This window comes from Streptomyces sp. NPDC047014 (assembly GCF_040644195.1).
Classification (GTDB): domain Bacteria; phylum Actinomycetota; class Actinomycetes; order Streptomycetales; family Streptomycetaceae; genus Streptomyces.
In genome coordinates this window covers 11,916-34,327 of the sequence record NZ_JBEYVX010000052.1, presented here as the reverse complement: position 1 = coordinate 34,327, position 22,412 = coordinate 11,916, and the positions used below count along the sequence as shown (strand labels likewise).

The window sequence follows — 22,412 nt, the reverse complement described above, 5'->3', positions numbered from 1 at the left end:
ATGGGGCCCCGGCGTCAGGCGCGGCAGAGGATTTCGGGGTTCAGGACCGAGAACCAGGCGTCCGGGGCGGCGGCCCAGGTGCGCCAGGCGTTCGCGGCCGCCTCCAGGTCCTCGGTCGTCGCGTGGCCCCCGCTGACGGCGAGGGCGGCGTAGGCGGAGGCGGTCGTACGGTCCGCCCACAGGCCGGACCACCACGCGGTCTGCTCCGGGCCGGTGAAGCACCAGGCCGTGGCCGAGGAGGTCACGTCCGTGAAGCCGGCCCGCAGGGCCCAGGCCCGCAGCCGGCGGCCCGCGTCCGGTTCGCCGCCGTTGGCGCGGGCGACCCGCCGGTACAGCTCCAGCCACGCGTCCAGTCCGGGCGTGGCCGGGTACCAGGTCATCGCCGCGTAGTCCGCGTCGCGGGCGGCCACGATCCCGCCCGGCCGGCACACCCGCCGCATCTCGCGCAGGGCCGCCACCGGGTCCCCGACGTGCTGGAGCACCTGGTGGGCGTGGATCACGTCGAAGGAGTCGTCGGGGAAGTCCAGCGCGTGCACGTCCGCCACGGCGAAGGTGACGGTGGCGCCCAGCCCGCGTTCCTCCGCGTACGCCGCCGCACCCGCGAGCACGTCCTCGGCGGCGTCGACGGCGGTGACCCGCCCGCCCGGGGCGACCCGTTCCGCCAGGTCGGCGGTGATCGTGCCCGGTCCGCAGCCGACGTCCAGCACGGTCATGCCGGGGCGCAGTTCCCCGATGAGGTAGGCGGCGGAGTTCTCCGCGGTGCGCCAGCGGTGCGAGCGCAGGACCGATTCATGGTGTCCGTGCGTGTAGACGGCGGTTTCCCTGGCGGCGTCCATGGCCGTACCCCTCCTCGTCGAAGCGTGGGCACCACCGTACGGGACGTGTTCGCGATATGAGATCTGCGTTTCAGTATATGGACCGAGCCGGGCAGGCGGCCGGGCCGCCGCCGGGCGATCGGCCCCGACAGCGCGCATACCGGGGTAAATAATCGTATAAAGGTCACCGTCGGCGGAGTGCGGTGGCACGAGAGGTGCGAGAGGCACGGAAGGCGGGAGTCCGGTGGCGGGGATGCAGCGCACGGTGGCGGAGGGCCGCGGCCCGGTCCGCTACGGCCCGCCCGCGCTCCAGCCCGGCCTGCCCGTCCTCCCCGAGCTGGTGGCCGTCCTCGGCGAGGCCGCCGCCCACCCCGCACCCCAGCCCCCGGGCGGCGACGAGGCGCTGCGCCAGGCCGCCTGCCGCTACTGGGGCCGGCGCGGGCTCGCCACCACCCCGGACCGCGTGGCCGCCGGGCCCGGCGCCCCCGGTCTGCTCCTGGCGCTGCTCGGGGCGTACGGGGGCGACGTGCTGCTGCCCCGGCCCTGCCCGGCCTGGTGGACCCCGCAGGTCCGGCTGCTGGGGCGGCGGGCCTACCACGTGCCGACCCCGGCCGAGTGCGGCGGCGTACCGGATCCCTACGCCCTGCTGGAGACCGTCCGGCGGGTGCGCGCCGAGGGCGGGGACCCCCGGGTGCTGCTGCTGTCGGTGGCCGACGACCCGACCGCGACCGTGCCGCCGCCCGAGACCCTGCGCGAGGCGTGCGAGGCCGCCGAGAGCGCCGGGCTGTTCCTCGTCAGCGACGAGAGCTGGCGCGACACCGTGCACCGGCCCCACGACACGCTCGTCCTGAGCCCCGCCGAGATGCTGCCCGAACAGGCCGCCGTCCTCGTCGACCTGGCGGGCGCGCTGCTGCCCGCCGGCTGGCCCGCCGCCGTCGTCCGCTTCCCCGGCACCCCGCGCGGGGCCTGGCTGCGCGCCCGTACCCTCGACGTCCTCACCGCCACCGGCGCCACGGTCGCCGGACCCGTCGCCGCCGCGGCCGCGCACGCCCTCGGCGAGCCCGAGGCGGTCTCCGTACGCGCGGAGGGCGCCGCCGCCCTGCACGGCCGGGTGGCCGCCGCCGTGCACCGCGAACTCCTCGCGGCGGGCGCCCTGGCCCGGCCCCCGCAGGCGGGAAGCCACCTCTACGCCGACCTCACCCCGCTGCGGGCCGGACTCGCCCGGCACGGCGTCGGGGACGCCATGGAACTGGAGGACTGGCTCGGCGGCCGGCTCGGAGCACCGGCCCCCGGAGGCCAGCGGTTCGCGGACGAGCTGGGCGCGCTGCGCGTCCGGCTGTCCACCGGCCCGCTGCTCGGCGCCACCCCGGAGGAGCGGCTGACCGCGCTCACCGCCCCCGACCCGCTCGCGCTGCCGCACGTACGGCGCTCCCTGGACCTCCTCGGATCGGTCCTGGCCGGACTGGCCTGACCCGACCCGACCCGACCCGACTCGACCCGGTGAACGGAAACGGAGACTTCTCGATGAGGGACCGGACGGACACCCCCGCCGCTGCCCCGGCCCCCGCCTCCGCCGCTCCGGAGCCGGACCCGCCGGCCGCCGCCCCCGTCCGGCCGCTCGGGGAGCACCGCCGCTGGCCCGCCTCCTTCGCCGACCGGCTGACCACCCCGCTGCCCGGCCTGCGTGCCTTCGCCCGGCTCGCCCGCGAGGGCGCCTTCCGGCCCGGCCCCGCCGGACTGCGCGGCATCCCCGACCTGCCCTACGCGCCCGGACCGCTGCCCGCCGCGCCGCCGGGCACGGTCTGCGCCACCTGGGCCGGGCACGCCAGCTGGGTGCTCCGCACGGGCGGGCTGACCGTACTGACCGACCCGGTGTGGTCCCGGCGGATCCTCGGCACCCCGGCCCGGATGACCCCGGTCGGGGTCCGCTGGGAGGATCTGCCGCCGGTGGACGCCGTGGTGATCAGCCACAACCACTACGACCACCTCGACGCGCCCACCCTCAAGCGGCTGCCCCGGCACACCGCCCTCTTCGTCCCGGCGGGCCTGGCGGGCTGGTTCCGCCGCCGCGGGTTCAGCCGGGTCACCGAGCTCGACTGGTGGGAGGCGGCCGAACTGGACGGCGTGCGCTTCGAGTTCGTCCCCGCCCACCACTGGTCGAAGCGCTCCCTCCGCGACACCTGCCGCTCGCTGTGGGGCGGCTGGATCCTCACCGACACCCTGAGCCCGGCCCCGCGCACGCTCTACTTCGCCGGGGACACCGGCTACGGCCACTGGTTCGGGGAGATCGGCCGCCGCCATCCGGGGATCGACCTGGCCCTGCTGCCCGTCGGCGCCTACGCCCCGCGCTGGTGGCTGGGCGATGTGCACGCCGATCCGGAGGAGGCCGTACGCGCCTGCCTCGACCTCGGCGCCCGCCGGATGGCCCCCATGCACTGGGGCACCTTCGTGCTCTCCGCCGAACCGGTCATGGAGCCCCTGCACCGCACCCGGGCCGCCTGGGCCCGCGCCGGGCTGCCCCGCGAGGACCTGTGGGACCTGCCGATCGGCGCCTCCCGCACGCTGCCCGACCCTGATCCGCAAGAGACGGCCTAGTGGTGCCAGGCGTGGCCGCCCGTGTTGTGGATGAAGCGCTGGAGCACCTTGAGGGTGGTCAGGTACTCCTCGTCCGGGATGCCCGCGTGCCGCTCGTCCCACAGCTCCCGCTGCAGGGCCGCCGCCCGCTCGAAGAAGTCCCGGCCCTCCGGGGTGAGCCCGAGGCGGCCCTCCGCGTCCTCGGTGATCCAGCCCCGGGCCACGGTCGTGTCGATCTCCTCGCCCAGGGCCGGATCGCCCACGGCGAGGTAGCCGCGCAGGACCGCGGTGACCTCCTCGCGGGACTTCGGCCGCTCCGCCCCGGCCACCTGGGCCAGGATCCACCACTGGGGCTGGGTGGTGCCGATCCCGGCGAGCGCGGCCCGGGTCCGGGTGATGACCGCGTCGTAGGCGGCCCAGCTCCAGTAGCCGATGGGCTGCCGGACCAGTTCGGCGTCGCTGTGCGTGTACTCCATGGTGGATCCGCTCCGTTCGCTCGGTCTCGGGCTCTCCCCCCGATGGACACGAACCTAGGAGCTCAACCGCACTTGATGTCCAGCCCGTTGGCGGCCCACTCGCGCGGGGCGCTCATCCGGGGCCACTCACGCGGCCCGCCCGGTGCCGCCGCGCCGCAGCCGCCGCCACAGCGCCGGGGCCGAGCTGATCAGCAGGGTCAGGCCGACCGCCAGCGCCACGCCCTTCCACGGCTCCGGGAAGAGGGAGCCGCCCAGGATGCCGATCAGCCCGTAGGTCGCCGCCCAGGCCACGCACGCCGGGGCGTCCCCGCGCGCGAAGCGGCGCAGCGGCATCCGCGCCAGCAGGCAGGCCAGCATCACCGGGATCCGGCCCGCCGGGAGCAGCCGCGACAGCACCAGGATCAGCACCCCGTGCTCGTCGAGGCCCCGCCGCGCCTGCTCCAGCCGCTCGGGCGCGGCCCGCGCGCGCAGCGCCTCCAGCCGGCGCGAGCCGTTGCGCGAGCGCACCCCGCGCTGTCCGAGCCAGTACAGGGCCAGGTCCCCGGTGAACGCCGCCAGGGCCGACACGCCGGTGACCAGCAGCACCCCGAAGGGCGGCGACTGGTGGTGGAAGGCGACCACCGCCGCCGAACTGACCAGCGCCCCGGTGGGGATGACCGGCACCAGCGCGCCCAGCGCCACCAGCAGGAACAGCAGCGGGTACCCCAGGGCTTGCTGGGTGCTCTCCGGCGGCACCTGGCCGGTGCCCGCCCCGGCACCCGCCCCCGCGGCCGCCAGGGAGACCGCGCCCGCCGTGGCCGCCGCCGCGAGCCCGGACGGCGTCACGGCAGCCGCACCCGTTCGCCGTGCCCGGGTACCCGGACGGCCACCTTCGGCGCCAGCCGCCGCGCGTGCCGCTCGAACTCGGCGCCGGGCGCGTGGAATTCGTGCGGCCGCACCGCGTCCATGCCCACCGGCCAGTACGTGCCGTAGTGCACCGGGACCGCCGCCGCCGGGGCCAGCGCGGCCAGTGCCCGCGCCGCCCGGCCCGCGTCGAGATGCCCCGGGCCCAGGTAGGGGCCCCAGCCGCCCACCGGCAGCAGCGCCACGTCCACCGGCCCGACCTCCTCGGCCATCGTGTCGAACAGGCCGGTGTCCCCGGCGAAGTAGGTCCGGGCCGCGCCCTCCACCACGTACCCGAGGGCCGGCGCCCGCTGCGGCCCGAACGGCAGCCGCCGCCCGTCGTGCCGGGCGCGTACCGCCCGGACCCGCACCCCGTCCCGTACGGGGACCTCCGCGCCCGGCGCCACCTCCGTCACCGCCAGCCCGCGCAGCCCCGCGACCCGCGCCAGCCCGGGCACCGCCCGGCGCGCCCCGCGCGGCACCAGCAGCCGGGTGCCGGGGGCCAGCCGGCCCAGCGACGGCAGGTGCAGATGGTCGGCGTGCAGATGCGACACCAGCACCACATCGGCCTCGGCCGCCTCGGGCGGCGGCAGCGCCCCGCGCCGCCGCCGCAGATGCGCGAGGCGCCGCGCGAACAGCGGATCCGTCAGCAGCCGCACCCCGGAATCCTCGACGGTGCACGTCGCATGGCCCCACCAGGTGATCTCCACCGGTCCCGGCCCTCCCTCCCTCACGCTCCCACGCGTCTCGGGGGTTCTCCTGCCCCACCCATCATGCCGGGACCCGCCGCCCGGCCCGGAATCGGAACGCCCCACCCCTCCTCTCGGGCGGCGGATCGGAGTAGGGTCCGGCGGCATGGAAGAGTTGCGCGTGGCCGCGATCGCCAGCCTGGCCCCGCTCGAAGACCTGGACACCGACCCCTTCGCCGTGGACACCCGCGGCCAGCAGGCCCTGTGCGCGCGCTGGGCCGCCGACCGGGGCTACGTGGTCACCCAGCAGCTGCTGGTCTACGGGATGCGCCCGGACCACTGCGGTTTCTGGTACGAGATCGACGCCGGGCGGGTCGACCTGTTCGTCGCCGCCAACCGCCGGGTGCTGTCCCGTGCGCTGAGCTGCGTGGAGGAGTTCGCCGCGGAGTGCGCGCGGCGCGGCGTACGGCTGGAGACCGCCGGGGAGGACGAGCCGCGGTACACCTCCGCGATGAAGGCCGAGGTGCACCGGCGGCTGTCGATGCCGACCGCCGGCTACGACGGCACCTGACGGCGGGACCGCCCTGAGCGGCCCCGGTGCCCCCCGGGCTACCCGGGTGGACCCGCCCCCACCGGCCCGGTTGTGCGAGCCTGGAGGCCGGACGGGCTCGCGGGAGGTGGCGGGGTGCGGCGAGGACGGTTGCGGACCACGGGCAACGCCCTGCTGCGCGTGATCCTGGTGTGGGCGGTGTCCACCCTGACCCTGCTCGCCCTGGCCGGGATCCTGCCGGACTTCCGCCTCCGCTCCGGGGACGGCGAGAGCGTCACCCGGACCGCACTGACCGCCGCCTGGGGCGCCGGGGCCTTCGGTCTGCTGAGCGCGCTGGTCTGGCCGGTGGTGGTGCGGGCCCTGCTGCTGGTGCCCGCCCTCGTGCTCGGGCTGCTCGTCTTCTTCCTCAACGGCTCGCTGCTGCTGATCGCGCTCCGGCTCGTCCCCGACGGCGGCGGAGCGGCCGCCCCCGAGACCGCGGTGGTCGTCGCCGCCGTGATGTCCGCGGTGGCCTCGGCGACCTCCACCGCCCTCGCGGTGCGCGACGACGAGGCGTACCGCCGCCGCCTCTACCGCCTCGCCGACCGGCGCCGCCGTCGGCAGGACCGCCGCCGGGGGCCGGAGCGCGGCGGGCCGCGCGCCCCCGGGCTGGTCTTCCTCCAGCTCGACGGAGTCGGCTACGAGGTGCTGCGCCACGCCTGCAACAGCGCCCTGATGCCCACCGTCGCGGGCTGGCTGGAGCACGGCCACCGCGTGATGCCCTGGCGCACCGACTGGTCCAGCCAGACGGGCGCCAGCCAGCTCGGCATCCTGCACGGCTCCACCTTCGACGTGCCGGCCTTCCGCTGGTACGAGAAGGACACCGGCGAGGTGATGGTCTGCAACCGGCCCACCAGCGCGGCCGAGCTGCAACGGCGGGCCGTGGCCCGGACCGGGGACGGCGGCCTGCTCACGCTCGACGGGGCCAGCCGCGGCAACCTGTTCAGCGGCGGGGCCGATCAACTGGCCCTCGTGCTCTCGGTCTCGGCGCGGCGCGGCCGCGCGAACCGGTCCCGCGCGGGCTACTTCGCGTACTTCTCCGACCCGGCCAACGCCGTCCGTACGGCCCTGTCCTTCGCCGCGGACGTGGTCCGCGAGATCCGCCAGTCCGTGCGCGCCCGGCTGCGCGGGGACCGGCCCCGGGTCTCGCGCGGGGCGCCCTACCCGCTGATCCGGGCCTTCGCGACCGTGGTCGAACGGGACGTGGTCGTGGCGGCGGTGATCGGGGACATGCTGGCCGGGCGCGCCGCGGTCTACGCGGACCTCGTCGCCTACGACGAGGTCGCCCACCACTCGGGCCCGCTCGGCCGGGACACCGACCAGGTGCTGGAGCGGCTGGACCGCAGCCTCGCGCTGATCGCGCGCGTGGCCGAGCATGCGCCGCGGCCGTACCGGATCGTGCTGCTGTCGGACCACGGCCAGAGCCCGGGGGAGACCTTCCTCGGCCGGTACGGGCTGACGCTCAAGGACCTGGTACGGGCGGGCTGCGGGCTGCCGGTGTCCCGCCGGGCCGGCCGCACCCACAGCGGGGCCGAGGCGCGCGCGGCCGTGCTCGCGGCCCTGCACCGGCCCGTGGAGGAGGGGGCGGAGGCCCGCCCGGGACCGGGGCCGGATCCGGTGGTGCTGGCCTCGGGCAATCTGGCCCTGATCTCCTTCCCGGACCTGCCCGGACGGGCCTCCCGCGCCGACGTGGAGCGCCGGCATCCCGCCCTGTTGGCGACCCTCGCCAACCATCCGGGCGTGGGCTTCCTGCTGGTGGACGGGGAGGTGCTGGGGCCGGGCGGGGCGGTGGCCCGGCTCGATGTGCCGGGGGAGGCGGAGGAACTGCTGGCCGCCTTCGGGCCGGGCGCGGCCGATGCCGTCCGGCGCACGGACGCCTTCCCGCACGTGGCCGACATCATGGTGAACTCCGCGTACGACCCGGCGACGGGCACGGTGCACGCCTTCGAGGAGCAGATCGGCTCGCACGGCGGGCTGGGCGGGGAGCAGGGGCGGCCGTTCCTGATGTGGCCGGCGGAGCTTTCGGATCCGGGGGAGGAGCCGGTGGGGGCGGAGGAGGTGCACCGGGTGCTGCGGCGCTGGCTGCGCGAGTCCCACGGGCCGCAGGTGCCGCTCACGGCCGGGCAGGGAGCGGAGGAGGATCCTCCGCCGGGGGGCGAGGAGAGCGGAAGGTTTCCTTCCGGAAGGGTGGCCGCACGGGACGACATCCGTTGATTTGGCGGCGCACGGGCGGTGGTCAACCATGTGTTGACCTGCCCACCATGTGAGACATCCCGAGGCGCACCACCGATGACCAGCACCGCAGCCCTGCCCACCGAGGCCACCGCACCCCCCGGACAGGGCCGCGACCCGCACGCCCGGCGCTTCGGGCTCCCCATCGCGACCTGCCTGGTCATGGGCAACATCATCGGCGGCGGGATCTTCCTGCTCCCGGCCTCGGTGGCCCCGTTCGGGACCATCAGCCTGGTGGCCTTCGCCGTGCTCACCCTCGGCGCCGTCGCGCTCGCGCTGGTCTTCGGCCGCCTGGCCCGGCGCCACCCGCAGACCGGCGGTCCGTACGTCTACGCCCGCGCCGCCTTCGGCGACTTCGCCGGCTTCCTCGCCGCCTGGAGCTACTGGATCACCTCCTGGGTGTCGAACGCGGCCCTGGCCGTCGCCTCCGTCGGCTACCTCACCGTCCTCTTCCCGGCCATCGGCGCGCACAAGTGGTCCATGTGCCTGGCGGCGCTGGCCATGCAGTGGCTCCCGGCGCTGGCCAACCTGGCCGGGACCCGCTGGGTGGGCACGGTGCAGCTCGTCGCCACCGTCCTGAAGTTCGCCCCGCTGCTGCTCGTGGCCGTCGGCGGCCTGTTCTTCTTCGACCCGGCCAACCTCGGGCCCTTCCAGGCCACCGACCAGAGCCCGGCCGGGGCCCTCTCCGCCTCCGCCGCCATCCTGCTGTTCAGCTACCTCGGCGTGGAATCGGCCGCCGTCAGCGCCGGAGAGGTCCGCGACCCGGCCCGCAACGTCGGCCGGGCCACCATCCTCGGCACCGCCGGCGCGGCCGTCGTCTACCTGCTGGGCACGCTCTCCGTCTTCGGCCTGGTCGCCCACGAGAAGCTGATCGCCTCCGAGGCCCCCTTCACCGACGCCGTGAACGCCATGTTCGGCGGCACCTGGGGCGGCACCGTCGTCGCCTGCGCCGCCGTGATCTCGATGGCGGGCGCCCTCAACGGCTGGACCCTGCTCAGCGCCCAGACCCCGTACGCCGCCGCGAAGGACGGGCTCTTCCCGCGCGCCTTCGAGAAGAAGCGGCGCGGTGTCCCGGTGGTCGGCGTCCTCGTCACCACCGGCCTGGCCTCCGCGCTGACCGTCTACAACTACACGGCCGGCTCCGGCGGCGTCTTCGAGATGCTGGTCCTGGTCACCACCTTCACGGCGACCGTCCCCTACCTGCTCTCCACCGCCGCCCAGATCTACTTCCTGCTCTCGGGCCGCGCCGACCGCGTCCACCGCGGCCGCCTGGCCCGCGACGGCGCCCTGGCCACCCTCGCCTTCGCCTTCTCCATGTGGCTGGTCGCGGGCTCCGGCTACGCCGCCGTCTACCAGGGCGTCCTCTTCCTCTTCGCAGGCGTGGCCGTCTACGCGGCCATGTCGGCCCGCACCACCCGCCGCACGACCACCTGAGCCACCCAGGCCCACGCAGAACGCCCCCGGTCCGCGGAATGCGGGGCGGGGGCGTTCCGGTGTTGCGGGTGGATCAGTCCAGGTAGTCGCGCAGGACCTGGGAGCGGGACGGGTGGCGGAGCTTCGACATGGTCTTGGACTCGATCTGGCGGATGCGCTCGCGGGTCACCCCGTAGACGCGGCCGATCTCGTCCAGCGTCTTCGGCTGGCCGTCGTTGAGGCCGTAGCGCATGGAGACCACGCCCGCCTCGCGCTCCGAGAGCGTGCCCAGGATGGACTGCAGCTGCTCCTGGAGGAAGGTGAAGGAGACCGCGTCCGCCGGGACGACCGCCTCGGAGTCCTCGATGAGGTCACCGAACTCGCTGTCGCCCTCCTCACCCAGCGGGGTGTGCAGGGAGATCGGCTCACGGCCGTACTTCTGGACCTCGATGACCTTCTCGGGGGTCATGTCCAGTTCCTTGCCCAGCTCCTCCGGAGTGGGCTCCCGGCCGAGGTCCTGGAGCATCTGCCGCTGCACACGGGCGAGCTTGTTGATGATCTCGACCATGTGGACGGGGATACGGATCGTGCGCGACTGGTCGGCCATGGCACGCGTGATCGCCTGCCGGATCCACCAGGTCGCGTACGTGGAGAACTTGAAGCCCTTGGTGTAGTCGAACTTCTCCACCGCGCGGATCAGACCGACGTTGCCCTCCTGGATCAGGTCCAGGAACAGCATGCCGCGGCCCGTGTACCGCTTGGCCAGGGAGACCACGAGGCGGAGGTTGGCCTCCAGCAGGTGGTTCTTGGCCCGGCGGCCGTCCTCGACCAGGATCTCCAGCTCGCGCTTGAAGGCGGGCTTGTGGTCCTCCTCCTCTTCGAGCTTGTACTCGGAGAAGAGACCGGCCTCGATGCGCTTGGCCAGCTCCACCTCCTGCTCGGCGTTGAGGAGCGGCACCTTGCCGATCAGCTTGAGGTAGTCCTTGACCGGGTCGGCGGTGGCACCGGCCACCATGACCGTCTGCGCCGGGGCGTCGTCCTCGTCCTCGTCGGACAGTACGAAGCCCTGGGCGCCGGCCTTGGGGGCCGCCTCCTCCTCGACCTCGTCGACCAGGTCCTCCGCGGCCCAGTCCTCGCCCTCGACGGCCGGGTTCTCGCCCTCGTCGGCGTCCTTGGCGCTGGTCTTCTTCGCCGCGGCGGTCTTCTTCACCGCGGTCTTCTTCGCGGCGGTCTTCTTGACCGTGCGCTTCTTGGGCTCGGCGGCGGCCTCGGCCGGCACCTCACCCGCGGCGGCGGCCGACGGTGCGGATATCGCCGCGGCCGTGGAGCCGACGGCGGTGGCGGGAGCGGCGGTCGCCGCGGTCTTGCGCGCGCCGATGGGGCGCGGCGCGGCGGTGGCCTTCTTGGTCACGGTGCGGGCCGGAGCGGCGGCAGCCTTGCGGGGCTTCTTCGCGGCGGCCTTGGTGGCGGGGGCCGCGCTGACGTGAAGGGCGACACCCTCCTCGTCGAGGACCTGGTTCAGACTGCGCAGGACCCGCTTCCACTGGTCCACCGGGATGCGGCCGGCCTCGAAAGCCTGGCGCACGTCGTCACCGTTGATGTGACCCTGCTCGCGGCCGCGCTCGACGAGCGCGACCAGGGCCTCGGATTCGGCGATCTCCGGAGGGAACGTACGGGACGGGCTGAGCGACACAAGGAGCCTCTCGTTGCGAACAGATTAAGGATGGGCGGGACATCATCGCGCGAACTCGGGAAACAGACCGACAGGGGGTCTGTATTCCGGGCCGCGCGAGGACACCTGTCGGTTCATCGCATGCCCGAGTCGATTCGTTACGCGCTGAATTGAGTGACCTGCGCCACGCCGCGACGGGGCAACCCGATCCGGCGCGGATCCGTCCACCCTCCGTGCACGCTCCGTACCGCCCCGCTGTCAGCCCGCCTTGCGGGCCTGGATCAGGAAACGGGCGGTGTGCGCGACGAACGGACCCTCCCGCTCGATCCGTTCGTGCAGCTCGCGCAGGCGGTCCCGGTACTGGCCGACCGTGAAGCCGGGCACCATCCAGATCACCTTCCGCAGGAAGTAGATCACGGCACCGATGTCGTGGAACTCCGTCCGCAGCCGCTCGGAGCGCAGATCGGTCACCTCCAGACCGGCCGCGGTGGCGTCCGCCACCGCGTCGTCGGGGTGCCGGCTGCGCCGCACCTCCTCCGGCTGGGGCCCGAGAAAGTATTCGACGAGTTCGAAGACGCTCGCCGGGCCGACCTGCTGCGAGAGATAGGTCCCGCCCGGCGCCAGCACCCGCGCGATCTCCTCCCACCAGATGGTCACCGGGTGCCGGCTGGCCACCAGCTCGAAGGCGTCGTCCCCGAAGGGCAGCGGCGGCTCGTCCGCGTCCGCGACCACCACCGCGCCCAGCGGGTGCAGCAGCCGCGTCGCCCGCTGGATGTTCGGCGGCCAGGACTCGGTGGCCACGGTCAGCGCCGGCAGCGGCCCGGAGCCGGCCAGGACCTCCCCGCCGCCGGTCTGGATGTCCAGGGCGGAGCGGACCCGCGCCAGATGCTCCCCGAGCAGCCGCTGGTAGCCCCAGGAGGGCCGCTGCTCGGTCGCGCGGCCGTCGAGCCAGGAGAAGTCCCAGCCGTCCACGGACACGGATTCCGCCTCGGCGACAAGATGGTCGAAAGTACGCGTCATGCATTGATCGTCGCAGGTGGGACATCGGTGGACCACCGGATAAGTCGTCTACAGTGGAGCCGGGCCGTGACTGGCGTTCGGGTGGATCACCACCGGGGAGCGGCCCGGCGTACCGCATGCTCCTCCGTACGCCGACTGCCGCGCGCCTGGGCGAACCGCGATCCGCAGCGACGTTCAGGAGACCCCGTGACGACTGCCCAGACTGCCCCCGCCGCCGGCACCGCCCGCCTGATGGACGGCACCGCCCTCGCCCGCCGCGTCTCGGAGCGCACCGCCGCCCTCGCGGCGGCGATCACCGAGCGCACCGGTACCGCGCCCTGCCTCGCGACCGTGCTGGTCGGCGAGGACCCCGCCTCCGTCACCTACGTCCGCATGAAGCAGAACCGCTGCGCGAAGGCCGGTATCACCTCCCGCCACGTGGAGCTGCCCGCCTCGACCACCACCGAGGAGCTCGTCGCCGCGATCACGGCGCTCTCCGAGGACCCGGAGATCAGCGGCATCCTGCTCCAGCACCCGGTCCCGCACCACATCGACGAGCGGGCCGCCTTCGAGGCCATCGCCCCCGGCAAGGACGTCGACGGGGTCACCATGCACTCCTTCGCCGCCATGGGCTTCGGCCTGCCCGGCTTCGTCTCCTGCACCCCCGGCGGCATCATGCGCCTCCTCGCCGAGTACGAGGTGGACCTCACCGGCAAGCACGCCGTGGTCGTCGGCCGCAGCGCCATCCTCGGCAAGCCGGCCGGGATGCTGCTGCTGGAGCAGAACGCCACCGTCACCTACTGCCACTCCCGCACCCAGGACCTCCCCGCGATCGTGCGCCAGGCGGACGTGCTGGTCGCCGCCGTCGGCAAGGCCGAGTTCATCCGCGGCGAGGACATCAAGCCGGGCGCGGTGGTCCTGGACGCCGGCTACAACGAGGGCAACGTCGGCGACGTGCACTTCGAGTCGGCGGCGGCCCGCGCCTCGCTGATCACGCCCGTCCCGGGCGGCGTCGGCCCGATGACCATCGCCGTCCTGCTGGAGCAGACCGTGCGGGCGGCCGCCACGCAGGCCGGACTGGACCTCGCGGAGCTCTGATCCCGCCGCAGCACGCCGCGTACGCCCCGGGGCCCGGCCCCGGGGCGTTCCGCGTTCCGGATCCGGCTCAGCCTCCGGGCCGGTCGCTTGTCCCTCCGGGCCGGTCCCTCACCCCTCCAGGCCGGCCACCGCGCGTTCCGCGGCCGTCAGCGGCGGTGCCGTCGGGGCGCCGCGCTCCGAGGCGCGCAGGACGTGCCACACCACCGAGGGCCGCAGCCAGTGCGTGGGCCCGCTGCTCATGGTGATCACCTGGAGGAAGGCGGCGGTCAGGGCCTCGCGGGTGGTGGCGCCGGTCATCAGCCGGCTCACGTAGGCGTTGAGCAGCCCGGCCCCGGTGCGCGGCCGCATACCGGTGGCCCCCGGGTAGAGGATGTCCTGCGAGGTGGCCAGGTCCCAGGCGGTGGCCACCTGTGGGGCGATCGCGCGCTGCGCCGCCCGGCCGAGGCCCGGCGGGACGATCCCGGCGACCCGCAGCAGGTCCCGTACGGCCAGCAGCCCCTGGGCGGCGACGGTCATGCCCTGCCCGTAGAGCGGGTTGAAGGTGGCGACGGAGTCCCCGACGGCGAAGAAGCCGTCGGGCAGCGCGGCCTTCTCGAAGAAGATCCGGCGGTTGGCGTTGCCCCGGGTGACGGCGACATCGCTGAGCGGCTTGCGGCCCTCCAGCAGCCGGCCCACGATCGGGTCCCGCAGGCTCCGGGCGAAGGGGATGAAGGCGTCCGGGTCCCCGGTCGGCCGGCCCCCGCGGGTCCCGGACAGGGTGGCCTGCCACTGGCCGTTCTCGATGGGCACGATGGTGGCGGTGCGGCCGGGCACGGGAACCCGCGGATCGGACTGCACGTTCACGATGGGGAAGCCCGCCTCGTGCGCCCCGGCGGGCGCCTCGAAGATCCGCGTCGCGTAGACCAGACCGGAGTCGACCTCCGCCTGCCGGATACCGCGTACGCCGAGGGCCTGGAGCCATGCGGGGGAGCGGGAGCCGCGCCCGGAGGCGTCGACCACGAGGTCGGCGGCCAGGGACCGGCCCTCCTCCTCCGGGGTGTCCACGCGCACACCGGTGATCCGGGCCGCGCTGCCCTCCAGCGCCCGCACCCGGCTGTTCTGGAGGGTGGAGACACCCGGCAGGGCCGTCACCCGCGCCCGGACCACCGCGTCCAGCAGGTCCCGGCTGCAGGAGATGCTGAACTGCATCTCCGGGCGGCGCGGGATCCAGCCCTGGGCGGTCATGGTCACCAGGTCGGCGGGCAGGCTGCGGCGCAGCGCCCCGGCGGCGGTCCAGTCGTCCGTGATCCCGGGCAGGATCCGCTCGATCGCCCGCGCCCCGCCGGACCACATGACGTGGACGTGCCGGGCCTGCGGGAGTCCGCGGCGCGGGACCGGGCCCTCCGGGAGGGCGTCCGCGTCGATGATCGTGACCCGGGCGTGCTCGGCGAGGACGGCGGCCGCGAGCAGGCCGGCCATGCTGCCGCCGATGACGACGGCGTGCGGGGCCGGGGAGGACTGCGTCATGGTGTCGGGCTCTCTGTCGGGGCCGTGCCGGCGGCATCGGCGCACGGGGCCCCGGGGGAGGGCCGGGGCGGCGTACGCCGTGGGTCCGCTGCACGGCCCGCGCCCGGGCGAACCTCCCTGTATCGAGGAGACGTTCGAGCTGATCGGTCGCGTGCAGCGTAGCCCGCCGCCCGGGGCCGGGACAGGGGAACCCCCAAGCTTCTCGATCTCCGCCCCCGGCTCAGCTCCCGAGCGTGCGCAGGTACTTCACCGTCGCCGGGTCGGCGGGCAGCAGCGTCTCGATGGCCAGCTCGGCGACCGTCACGTCCATCGGGGTGTTGAAGGTGGCGATGGAGGACACGAAGGAGAGCACGTGCCCGTCGTGCTCGATCACCAGCGGCAGCGCGATCCGGGCCACCGCCGCCGCGGAATCGTCCGGCTGCTGTCCGTCCGCCGCCGCCCGCTCCGGGACCGGGTACGCCGCCACCTCCTCGTACAGCGCGCGCAGCGGCTCGGACCGGGCCAGGGCGATCTGGCGTTCCATCTGGTGCAGCAGATGCCCCCGCCACTGCGCGAGGTTGCGGATCCGCGGGGCCAGCCCCTCGGGGTGCAGGGTGAGGCGCATGGCGTTGAGCGGCGGGGTGAGCAGATGCTCCGGGAGCCCGTCCAGCAGCATGGTGATGCCCGCGTTGGCGGCCACCACGGTGTAGGTGGCGTCCACGACCAGCGCCGGGTAGGGCTCGTACCCGGTCAGCAGCTGCCGGATGCCCTCGCGCAGGGTCTCCATCGACGGGTCGTCCAGGGCGGTGTGCGCGTAGTGCGGGGCGTAACCCGCTGCGAGGAGAAGGGAATTGCGCTCGCGCACGGGCACGTCGAGGTGGTCGGCGAGCCGCAGTATCATCTCCTCGCTCGGCCGGGAGCGCCCCGTCTCGATGAAGCTGATGTGCCGGGACGAGGAGTCCGCGCGGCCCGCCAGCTCCAGCTGGCTGAGGCCGCGGCGCTCCCGCCAGGCGCGCAGCAGCGGGCCCACTCGCGTCGTCGTCATGCGCACGACGGTAGCCGAGGCGGATCATCCCAGGTCGAAGACGTTCCGCAGGCCGAGCCGGTAGCGCCACAGGTCGTGCCGCCTGGCCGGTTCCACTTCGGGCGACCGGTACAGCGGCCGGACCACGCACCGTTCGGCCTTCGAGCCGTCGCGGTCCAGCAGGCTGTTCACGGCGGCGCGGGCCGAGGCGTTGGCGCCCTCCATCGTGGCCAGGTCGATGTCGACGGCGACGTAGTCCCCGCTGAGGAAGAAATTCGGGATACGGGTGCCCGCGCTGGGCCGGTTGTGGAAGGTCCCGACGGGGTGGATCAGCAGCTCGTCCTCGTTGGTGGGGTGCGGGGTGCCGAGCCCGTCCACGCCCGGGTCCAGGAACCACGAGTGCAGGGCGGAGTCCGTCAGGACCGCCCTGCCGGTGTCGTTGAGGGACGCCTTGAGCTGCGCCCACACCTCGCGCGCCACCTCCTCGCGGGTGCACTGCTTGGCCGTCTTCCCGTACAGGATCCCCGGCTTGTCCCATTCGGAGATGTCCACGGACAGGCAGTCGACGGCCCGGCCGTCGCCGTAGTCCGCGGCGAAGTCCCGGGAGGTCCAGTGCCCGGCCTGCTGGATGGCCGTCAACGACCAGGGCGAATCGATGCAGTTGAAGTGGCCGTGCACCAGTGGCGCGCGTTCGGTGAGATAGAACTGGATCCCGGTCATCCAGTCCGTCTCCAGCCGGTCGCAGCGCGCCAGCATCGGATCCGCGGCCCGCAGCGCGGCGCTCCAGGTGCGCCGGGCGTGCTCGACGGGCAGCGCGCTGACGTAGTGGTCGGCGGTGATCTCCCGCCGGGCGCCCTCCGGGTCCTCGACGGCGACGCCGCTCACCCGGCCCCCGGCGCAGCGCACCTCCCGCACGGTCCAGCCGATCCTGAACTCCACGCCCAGCGAGCGCAGATGGGCCTCCCACGGGTCGATCCACGCCTCGTTCGTCGGCAGGTCGAGGATGCGGTCCGGCGGGCCGTCGGCCCCGCGCCCAAGCAGGTTGAAGACGAACGCCTCGCCGAGGGTGCCGACCGTACGGGTGGACGCCTCCTCCGCCTTGGTGGCCACGATGTTGCGGGTGATCCCGATCGCGAGGATGCGCTGGTACTCCTGCGACATCTGCGCGGCCCGGGTGAACTCCCACCACGGGGTGCGCTCCCAGACCTCGTCGCGCCGCTCGTCGCAGCTGGTGAGGAAGACGAGCGCGCGGTTGACGAAGTACGCCGTCTCGTGGGGCTGCAGCCGGACGAACGTCTCCAGGATCCCGGTGAGGGCCCGCCGCAGCTCCTCGGGCGTCAGCCCGGCGGAGGAGTGGCCGGGCCAGGGGATGGGCGCGCGCAGGTCCTCGCGGCCGCCGGCGCGGGCGAACATCATCTCGCGCGGGGCCACCAGGTTGTCCCAGACGCCGTTCGCGTTCCCGGGGAAGGGGATGCGGCGCAGGGTGTCGGGGAGGTTGTGGTAGATGCCGGGGATGAAGCGGAAGCCGTGCTCGGCGGGCAGCGGCCGGCGGCCGCCGCGGGCGCTGCCGGGTACGTCCATGCTGCGGGCCTTGCCGCCGAGGGCGCGGCGCTCGTAGACCGTGACGGCGTAGCCGCGCTCGGCCAGCTCGTGCGCCGCGGTCAGACCCGCCACCCCGCCGCCGAGGACGGCGACGCGCCGGCCGTGGGGCTCCGCCGGTGCTGCGGCCCGGGTGGCCCGGGTGGCCTGGGGTGCCGCCGCGGCCTCCGGGGCCGTGAGGGCCTGGGCCGACAGGGCCGTCGCGCCCGCTCCCGCGAGGAACGTACGCCTGGAATTTCCGGTGCCGGGCATGGCCCATCCCCCTCGTTACCGCTGGTAACAGTGACGTCGGCGCAGGAGCCTAGGGGGCGCGCGGCGGGGGCGGAAGACGCGGGAGCACCCGAGCGCACTATGGCGCGAAAGGGTTGCTCCGGCGTGCGCTGTGGGAATCTTGACCACACGTCACGGAAAAGGAGCCGGTGCATGCCGAGTGAGCCGCTGTCGCAGAAGGAGATCGAGGACCGGTTGCGGGAACTCCCCGGCTGGGCCTTCGAGAACGACCGCATCTTCCGTACCTACCGGCTGGGCTCGCACTTCGCCGCCAGCGCCCTCGTCGCCCATATCGCCAGCATCCAGCAGGAGTTGAACCACCACGCGGAGCTGACCCTCGGCTACGACACCGTCCGCCTCGCCGTGAACAGCCACGACGCGGGCGATGTGGTGACCGGGTCGGACTTCGCGCTCGCCGAGCGGGTCGAAGCCCTCGCCCCCGCCCACGGCGCCAGCTGATGACCGGGCCCAGAGCCGCCGTACGGCCCCGGCCCGACTACGACGCCGAGGCCGCGGCCTACGACGCCACCCGCGGCGGAACCCCCCGCGCGCGGGCCGCCGCCGAGGCCGTCCTCAGCCTGCTCCCCGCCGGTACGGGAGCCCTCCTCGACCTCGGCTGCGGCACCGGCATCGTCACCACCCGCCTGCGCCGCCCCGGCCTGCGCGTCCTCGGCGCGGACGCCTCCCGCGCCATGGCCGCCCACGCCCGGCGCCGGGGGATCCCGGTGACCCTCGCCGACGCCGCCCGGCTGCCCGTGGACACGGGCTCGCTGGACGCCGTCAGCGCGGTGTGGCTGCTGCACCTGCTGCGGGAGCCGGGGCAGGTACCGGCCGTCCTCGCCGAGGCCGCCCGGGTGCTGCGGCCCGGCGGGGTCCTGGTCGCCACCGTCGACAAGGACTCGGCGCACGACGTCGGCAGCGACATCGACGCCGTGTTCGCCGCCCACCTGGACCCCACCCCCTCGGACTCCTCCGGCGAGGTCGAGGCCCACGCCGCGCGGGCGGGCCTGCGCCCCGCCGGTGAAGCCCTCTTCACCGGCCACGGCCAGGGCCGCACCCCGCGCGGCGCCGCCGCCGCGCTGCTCGCCGGGCGGTACGCGGCCCGCATCGTCCCGCGCGGCATCACCGCCGGGGAGCTCGCGGCCCGGCTGGAGCTGCTGCCCGACCAGGACACCCCGCGCGCGGAGCCCACGTACCGGCTGCGGAGCTTCGTACGGAGCTGAGGCGGCGGGCCGGGGGCCGGCGCGCGGTCAGGCCGGCTCCAGCCGCCACCACTGCGACGGCGAGTCGGAGTCCTCGACCTGCCGGACCCGGCCCTCCGCGTCCGCCTCCAGCGGCAGGCCGCTGATGCAGGCGATCAGCGACACCACCCCCGGATCGTCGAGATGCCGCTCGACGATCCACTCCTGCGCGCCGAAGGCGTTGGCCCGCCACACCTGCACGCGCGCACCGCTGTCCGTCGACGCGTTCGCCACGTCCAGGCGCCGCTCGTTGTCCTCGCTCACCACATGGAAGATCCCGCCGCCGCTGTGCACCGGCGCGATCCGCCACCGGCGGGCGGCCTGCGGGGCGGGCGGCCCGTCGGGGCCGACCCGCACCCGGGAGGCGCCCTCCAGCTGGAGCACCAGCCCGCTGTCCACATTGCGGATCCGGTACGTGCCCTCGGGAAGGTTCACCCGGCCCGCCCGCTCAGGCGTCGAACTCGGCCGGGTCCGGGCCGATCCGGCGGCCCGCCGCGCTCGCGCCCAGGGAGTCCAGGGCGGCCATGTCGGCGGAGTCCAGCTCGAAGCCGAAGACGTCCAGGTTCTCCCGGATGCGGGAGGGGGTGACGGACTTCGGGATCACGACGTTCCCGTGCTGGAGGTGCCAGCGCAGCACCACCTGCGCGGCGCTGCGGCCGTGCCGCTCGGCGATCGCGGTGACCGCCGGGAGCGTGAGCAGCTCCTTGCCCTGGCCCAGCGGGGACCACGCCTCGGTGGTGATGCCGCGCGAGGCGTGCAGGGCGCGCAGCTCGGTCTGCGGGAACAGCGGGTGCAGCTCGACCTGGTTCACGGCCGGGACCAGCGAGCTCTCGGCGGCGAGCCGGTCCAGGTCCTCGGGCCGGAAGTTCGACACGCCGACCGCCGTGGCGCGGCCGCTCTCCGCGATCTCCTCGAAGGTCTTCCAGATGGTGAGGAAGTCCTCGCGCATCGGGCGCGGCCAGTGGATCAGGTACAGGTCGACGCGGTCGAGGCCCAGCTTGCCGAGCGAGTCGTCGAAGGCGCGCAGCACCTCGTCCCGGCCCCACTTCTGCTTCGGGCCGTTCCACAGCTTGGTGGTGACGAACAGCTCCTCGCGCGGCACCCCGGCCGAGGCCAGGGCCTTGCCGGTGCCCCGCTCGTTGTCGTAGACGGCGGCCGTGTCGATGCTGCGGTAGCCGGCCTCCAGGGCCGTGCCGACGGCGTGTTCGGCTTCCGCGTCGGGCACCTGCCAGACGCCGAAACCGAGCTGGGGCATGAGCGTGCCGTTGTTGAGGCTGATGGCGGGGACCTGGTTCACGTTCGGTCGTTCCCTCACGTCGGTGCGGTGGGCGCGGCGGGGGACCGCGCCGTCGTACGAGGGGCGACAACCGGCCCCTCCTGCGACGTATTCCCGCCATCGCGCTGCCGTTCCCGCCCGTCCGGGTGACGCCGCCGCTTCCCGTCAGTGCTGGTAGAGGGCCGCGACCTCTTTCGCGTAAGCCTTCTCGATCGCCCGCCGCTTGAGCTTGAGCGACGGCGTCAGCAGGCCCCGCTCCTCCGTGAACTGCTCGCCCAGCACCCGGAAGGTGCGGATCGCCTCCGCCTGCGACACCAGCGTGTTCGCGGCCACCACCGCCCTCCGCACCTCGGCCGTCAGCTCCGGATCGCTCACCAGCTCGGGGGCGGTGATCTGCGGCCGGCCGCGCATCGACAGCCAGTGCGCTATCCCCTCCATGTCCAGGGTCAGCAGCGCCGCGATGTACGGCCGGTCGTTGCCCACCAGCACGCACTGCGAGACCAGCGGATGCGAACGGACCCGCTCCTCCAGCGCCGCCGGCGCCACGCTCTTGCCGTTCGAGGTCACCAGGATGTCCTTCTTCCGCCCGGTGATCACAAGGTAGCCGTCCTCGTCCAGCCGCCCCAGGTCCCCGGTCGCCAGCCAGCCGCCCCGCAGCACCGCCTCCGTGGACCGGGGGTCGCCCAGATAGCCCGAGAACACGTGCGCGCCGAACAGCCACACCTCCCCGTCCTCCGCGATGTGCACCGAACTGCCCGGGATGGGCCGGCCCACCGTCCCGTACTTGGTCGCCCCCGGCGGATTGGCGGTGGCCGCCGCGCAGGTCTCCGTCAGCCCGTACCCCTCGAACACGGTGACGCCCGCGCCGTCGAAGAACAGCCCCAGGCGGCGCGACATCGCGGAACCGCCCGACATGGCGTACCGCACGCGGCCGCCCATCGCCTCGCGCACCTTGCCGTAGACGAGCCGGTCGAAGACCTGGTGCTCCATGCGCAGCGCCGCCGAGGGGCCCGGCCCGGTGCCGAAGGCGCGCCGCTCGCGTGCCTCCGCGTACCGTACGGCCGTCTCCACGGCCCGGTCGAAGGTGGCGGTGCGCCCCTCGGTCTCCGCCTTGCGGCGGGCCCCCGCGAAGACCTTCTCGAAGACGTGCGGGACCCCCAGCACGAAGGTCGGCCGGAACGCGGCCAGGTCCGGCATCAGCTCGGCCGCCGCCAGCACCGGCTGGTGCCCGAGCTTGACCCGCGCCCGGACGGCCGCCACCTCCACCATCCGCCCGAAGACGTGGGCCAGGGGGAGGAACAGCAGCGTGGAGGGCGGATCGCCCTCCTTGCCTTCCTTGCCCGCCTTGCCTTCCTTACCCGCCTTGCCCTGGAACACCGACTCCCAGCGCGTGACCAGGGTGTCGGCCTCGTACATGAAGTTGGCGTGCGTGAGCACACAGCCCTTGGGCCGGCCGGTGGTCCCGGAGGTGTAGATGACGGTCGCGGTGGCGCCCGGTGTCACGGCGCCCCGGTGGCGGTGCACGACGTCCTCGGCGACCTGGCGTCCGTCGGCCACGAGCGCGTCCACGGCCCCCGCGTCGAGCTGCCACAGCCGTCTGAGGTGCGGAAGCCGGTCGATGACGGACCCCACGGTCATGGCCTGGTCCTCGTTCTCCACGACACAGGCGGTGCAGTCGGTGTCGGAGAGGATCCAGTGCACCTGCTCGGCGGAGGAGGTCGGATAGACGGGAACGGGCTGCGCGCCGATCGCCCACAGCGCGAAGTCGAAGAGCGTCCACTCGTACCGGGTACGGGACATGACCGCCACCCGGTCCCCGAACCGCACCCCCTGCGCCAGCAGACCCTTCGCCAGCGCCAGCACCTCGGCGGCCAGCTGACCCGAGGTCACGTCCCGCCACACCCCGCCGGTCTTCCGGCCGAGGACGACGCGGTCCGGATCCTCCCGGGCGTACTGGAACACGACGTCGGCCAGCCCGCCGACGGGCACGCCCGTGACGACCGGTGGGACGGTGATCTCCCGCAAGGCCCCGCTCCTCTCCGCGCGCCGCGGCGAACGTACCTCACGGCCGAGCCCCC

20 protein-coding genes and 1 riboswitch are annotated in these 22,412 nt (G+C 74.5%); of the genes, 8 read left to right on the top strand and 12 right to left on the bottom strand.

Features of this window, described 5'->3' with window-relative positions; genetic code table 11:
- Positions 1-14: 14 nt before the first annotated feature.
- A complete protein-coding gene (locus tag ABZ873_RS23870; protein ID WP_360875513.1) occupies positions 15-836 on the bottom strand; it encodes a methyltransferase domain-containing protein in 822 nt (273 codons plus the stop codon).
- Positions 837-1,068: 232 nt separating this feature from the next.
- Between ABZ873_RS23870 and ABZ873_RS23865 the strand changes: the two genes are divergently transcribed.
- Positions 1,069-2,286 carry an aminotransferase class I/II-fold pyridoxal phosphate-dependent enzyme gene (locus ABZ873_RS23865; RefSeq protein WP_360875511.1) on the top strand — a complete coding sequence of 406 codons (1,218 nt, stop codon included), beginning with the start codon at positions 1,069-1,071 and terminating at the stop codon, positions 2,284-2,286.
- Positions 2,287-2,339: 53 nt separating this feature from the next.
- A complete protein-coding gene (locus tag ABZ873_RS23860) occupies positions 2,340-3,410 on the top strand; it encodes an MBL fold metallo-hydrolase (protein WP_360875509.1) in 1,071 nt (356 codons plus the stop codon).
- Here ABZ873_RS23860 and ABZ873_RS23855 read toward each other — a convergent pair.
- From ABZ873_RS23855 to ABZ873_RS23845, 3 genes are all read right to left on the bottom strand, one after another.
- Positions 3,407-3,865, bottom strand: a complete 459-nt coding sequence (locus ABZ873_RS23855; protein ID WP_360875507.1) for a MarR family winged helix-turn-helix transcriptional regulator — start codon at positions 3,863-3,865, stop codon at positions 3,407-3,409. The genes ABZ873_RS23860 and ABZ873_RS23855 overlap by 4 nt on opposite strands.
- Positions 3,866-3,991: 126 nt before the next feature.
- Positions 3,992-4,642 (bottom strand): VTT domain-containing protein, encoded by a 651-nt coding sequence (locus ABZ873_RS23850; RefSeq protein ID WP_360875532.1) that lies wholly within the window; start codon positions 4,640-4,642, stop codon positions 3,992-3,994.
- A gap of 44 nt (positions 4,643-4,686) precedes the next feature.
- Positions 4,687-5,457, bottom strand: coding sequence for an MBL fold metallo-hydrolase (locus ABZ873_RS23845; RefSeq protein ID WP_360875505.1), 771 nt, complete (start codon positions 5,455-5,457; stop codon positions 4,687-4,689).
- A gap of 145 nt (positions 5,458-5,602) precedes the next feature.
- On the opposite strand from ABZ873_RS23845, the gene ABZ873_RS23840 reads away from it, so the two are divergent.
- The 3 genes from ABZ873_RS23840 (at position 5,603) to ABZ873_RS23830 (ending at position 9,691) form a co-directional block, all read left to right on the top strand.
- Positions 5,603-6,007, top strand: a complete 405-nt coding sequence (locus tag ABZ873_RS23840) for a hypothetical protein (RefSeq protein ID WP_360875503.1) — start codon at positions 5,603-5,605, stop codon at positions 6,005-6,007.
- Between the two features lie 114 nt (positions 6,008-6,121).
- Positions 6,122-8,239 (top strand): phage holin family protein, encoded by a 2,118-nt coding sequence (locus ABZ873_RS23835; RefSeq protein WP_360875501.1) that lies wholly within the window; start codon positions 6,122-6,124, stop codon positions 8,237-8,239.
- Between the two features lie 75 nt (positions 8,240-8,314).
- Entirely contained in the window at positions 8,315-9,691 is a 1,377-nt protein-coding gene (locus tag ABZ873_RS23830; protein WP_360875499.1) for an amino acid permease, read from the top strand.
- Positions 9,692-9,764: 73 nt separating this feature from the next.
- On the opposite strand, the gene ABZ873_RS23825 is transcribed toward ABZ873_RS23830, so the two are convergent.
- Positions 9,765-11,363, bottom strand: a complete 1,599-nt coding sequence (locus ABZ873_RS23825) for an RNA polymerase sigma factor (protein ID WP_360875497.1) — start codon at positions 11,361-11,363, stop codon at positions 9,765-9,767.
- 237 nt (positions 11,364-11,600) lie between these two features.
- On the bottom strand, positions 11,601-12,362 hold the full coding sequence (locus ABZ873_RS23820) for a methyltransferase domain-containing protein (RefSeq protein WP_360875495.1): 762 nt from the start codon (positions 12,360-12,362) through the stop codon (positions 11,601-11,603).
- Positions 12,363-12,418: 56 nt separating this feature from the next.
- A riboswitch (ZMP/ZTP riboswitch) is annotated at positions 12,419-12,521 on the top strand.
- A gap of 72 nt (positions 12,522-12,593) precedes the next feature.
- Between ABZ873_RS23820 and ABZ873_RS23815 the strand changes: the two genes are divergently transcribed.
- Positions 12,594-13,439, top strand: coding sequence for a bifunctional 5,10-methylenetetrahydrofolate dehydrogenase/5,10-methenyltetrahydrofolate cyclohydrolase (locus ABZ873_RS23815; protein WP_360875530.1), 846 nt, complete (start codon positions 12,594-12,596; stop codon positions 13,437-13,439).
- A 108-nt stretch (positions 13,440-13,547) separates the two neighbouring features.
- Here ABZ873_RS23815 and ABZ873_RS23810 read toward each other — a convergent pair whose 3' ends face one another.
- The 3 genes from ABZ873_RS23810 to ABZ873_RS23800 form a co-directional block, all read right to left on the bottom strand.
- Positions 13,548-14,945, bottom strand: a complete 1,398-nt coding sequence (locus ABZ873_RS23810; RefSeq protein WP_360875493.1) for an FAD-dependent oxidoreductase — start codon at positions 14,943-14,945, stop codon at positions 13,548-13,550.
- A gap of 220 nt (positions 14,946-15,165) precedes the next feature.
- A complete protein-coding gene (locus ABZ873_RS23805; RefSeq protein ID WP_360875491.1) occupies positions 15,166-15,969 on the bottom strand; it encodes a helix-turn-helix transcriptional regulator in 804 nt (267 codons plus the stop codon).
- Positions 15,970-15,993: 24 nt separating this feature from the next.
- A complete protein-coding gene (locus tag ABZ873_RS23800) occupies positions 15,994-17,799 on the bottom strand; it encodes an FAD-dependent oxidoreductase (RefSeq protein WP_360875490.1) in 1,806 nt (601 codons plus the stop codon).
- Between the two features lie 171 nt (positions 17,800-17,970).
- On the opposite strand from ABZ873_RS23800, the gene ABZ873_RS23795 reads away from it, so the two are divergent.
- A complete protein-coding gene (locus ABZ873_RS23795) occupies positions 17,971-18,276 on the top strand; it encodes a 4a-hydroxytetrahydrobiopterin dehydratase (RefSeq protein WP_360875488.1) in 306 nt (101 codons plus the stop codon).
- Positions 18,276-19,040, top strand: a complete 765-nt coding sequence (locus ABZ873_RS23790) for a class I SAM-dependent methyltransferase (RefSeq protein WP_360875486.1) — start codon at positions 18,276-18,278, stop codon at positions 19,038-19,040. Before ABZ873_RS23795 ends, ABZ873_RS23790 begins: the two co-directional genes overlap by 1 nt.
- A gap of 27 nt (positions 19,041-19,067) precedes the next feature.
- Here ABZ873_RS23790 and ABZ873_RS23785 read toward each other — a convergent pair whose 3' ends face one another.
- The 3 genes from ABZ873_RS23785 to ABZ873_RS23775 form a co-directional block, all read right to left on the bottom strand.
- Positions 19,068-19,493, bottom strand: coding sequence for an RICIN domain-containing protein (locus tag ABZ873_RS23785; protein WP_360875484.1), 426 nt, complete (start codon positions 19,491-19,493; stop codon positions 19,068-19,070).
- Positions 19,494-19,506: 13 nt separating this feature from the next.
- On the bottom strand, positions 19,507-20,355 hold the full coding sequence (locus tag ABZ873_RS23780) for an aldo/keto reductase (protein WP_360875482.1): 849 nt from the start codon (positions 20,353-20,355) through the stop codon (positions 19,507-19,509).
- A 144-nt stretch (positions 20,356-20,499) separates the two neighbouring features.
- Entirely contained in the window at positions 20,500-22,359 is a 1,860-nt protein-coding gene (locus tag ABZ873_RS23775; RefSeq protein ID WP_360875480.1) for a long-chain fatty acid--CoA ligase, read from the bottom strand.
- Positions 22,360-22,412: the final 53 nt, after the last annotated feature.

Bases quoted from the DNA above. Each gene is read 5' to 3' on its own strand.
- ABZ873_RS23820 (WP_360875495.1), bottom strand. From the start codon at position 12,362: ATGACGCGTACTTTCGACCATCTTGTCGCCGAGGCGGAATCCGTGTCC.
- ABZ873_RS23865 (WP_360875511.1), top strand. From the start codon at position 1,069: ATGCAGCGCACGGTGGCGGAGGGCCGCGGCCCGGTCCGCTACGGCCCG.
- ABZ873_RS23855 (WP_360875507.1), bottom strand. From the start codon at position 3,865: ATGGAGTACACGCACAGCGACGCCGAACTGGTCCGGCAGCCCATCGGC.
- ABZ873_RS23805 (WP_360875491.1), bottom strand. From the start codon at position 15,969: ATGACGACGACGCGAGTGGGCCCGCTGCTGCGCGCCTGGCGGGAGCGC.
- ABZ873_RS23815 (WP_360875530.1), top strand. From the start codon at position 12,594: ATGGACGGCACCGCCCTCGCCCGCCGCGTCTCGGAGCGCACCGCCGCC.
- ABZ873_RS23870 (WP_360875513.1), bottom strand. From the start codon at position 836: ATGGACGCCGCCAGGGAAACCGCCGTCTACACGCACGGACACCATGAA.
- ABZ873_RS23800 (WP_360875490.1), bottom strand. From the start codon at position 17,799: ATGCCCGGCACCGGAAATTCCAGGCGTACGTTCCTCGCGGGAGCGGGC.
- ABZ873_RS23830 (WP_360875499.1), top strand. From the start codon at position 8,315: ATGACCAGCACCGCAGCCCTGCCCACCGAGGCCACCGCACCCCCCGGA.
- ABZ873_RS23795 (WP_360875488.1), top strand. From the start codon at position 17,971: ATGCCGAGTGAGCCGCTGTCGCAGAAGGAGATCGAGGACCGGTTGCGG.
- ABZ873_RS23790 (WP_360875486.1), top strand. From the start codon at position 18,276: ATGACCGGGCCCAGAGCCGCCGTACGGCCCCGGCCCGACTACGACGCC.
- ABZ873_RS23840 (WP_360875503.1), top strand. From the start codon at position 5,603: ATGGAAGAGTTGCGCGTGGCCGCGATCGCCAGCCTGGCCCCGCTCGAA.
- ABZ873_RS23810 (WP_360875493.1), bottom strand. From the start codon at position 14,945: ATGACGCAGTCCTCCCCGGCCCCGCACGCCGTCGTCATCGGCGGCAGC.
- ABZ873_RS23860 (WP_360875509.1), top strand. From the start codon at position 2,340: ATGAGGGACCGGACGGACACCCCCGCCGCTGCCCCGGCCCCCGCCTCC.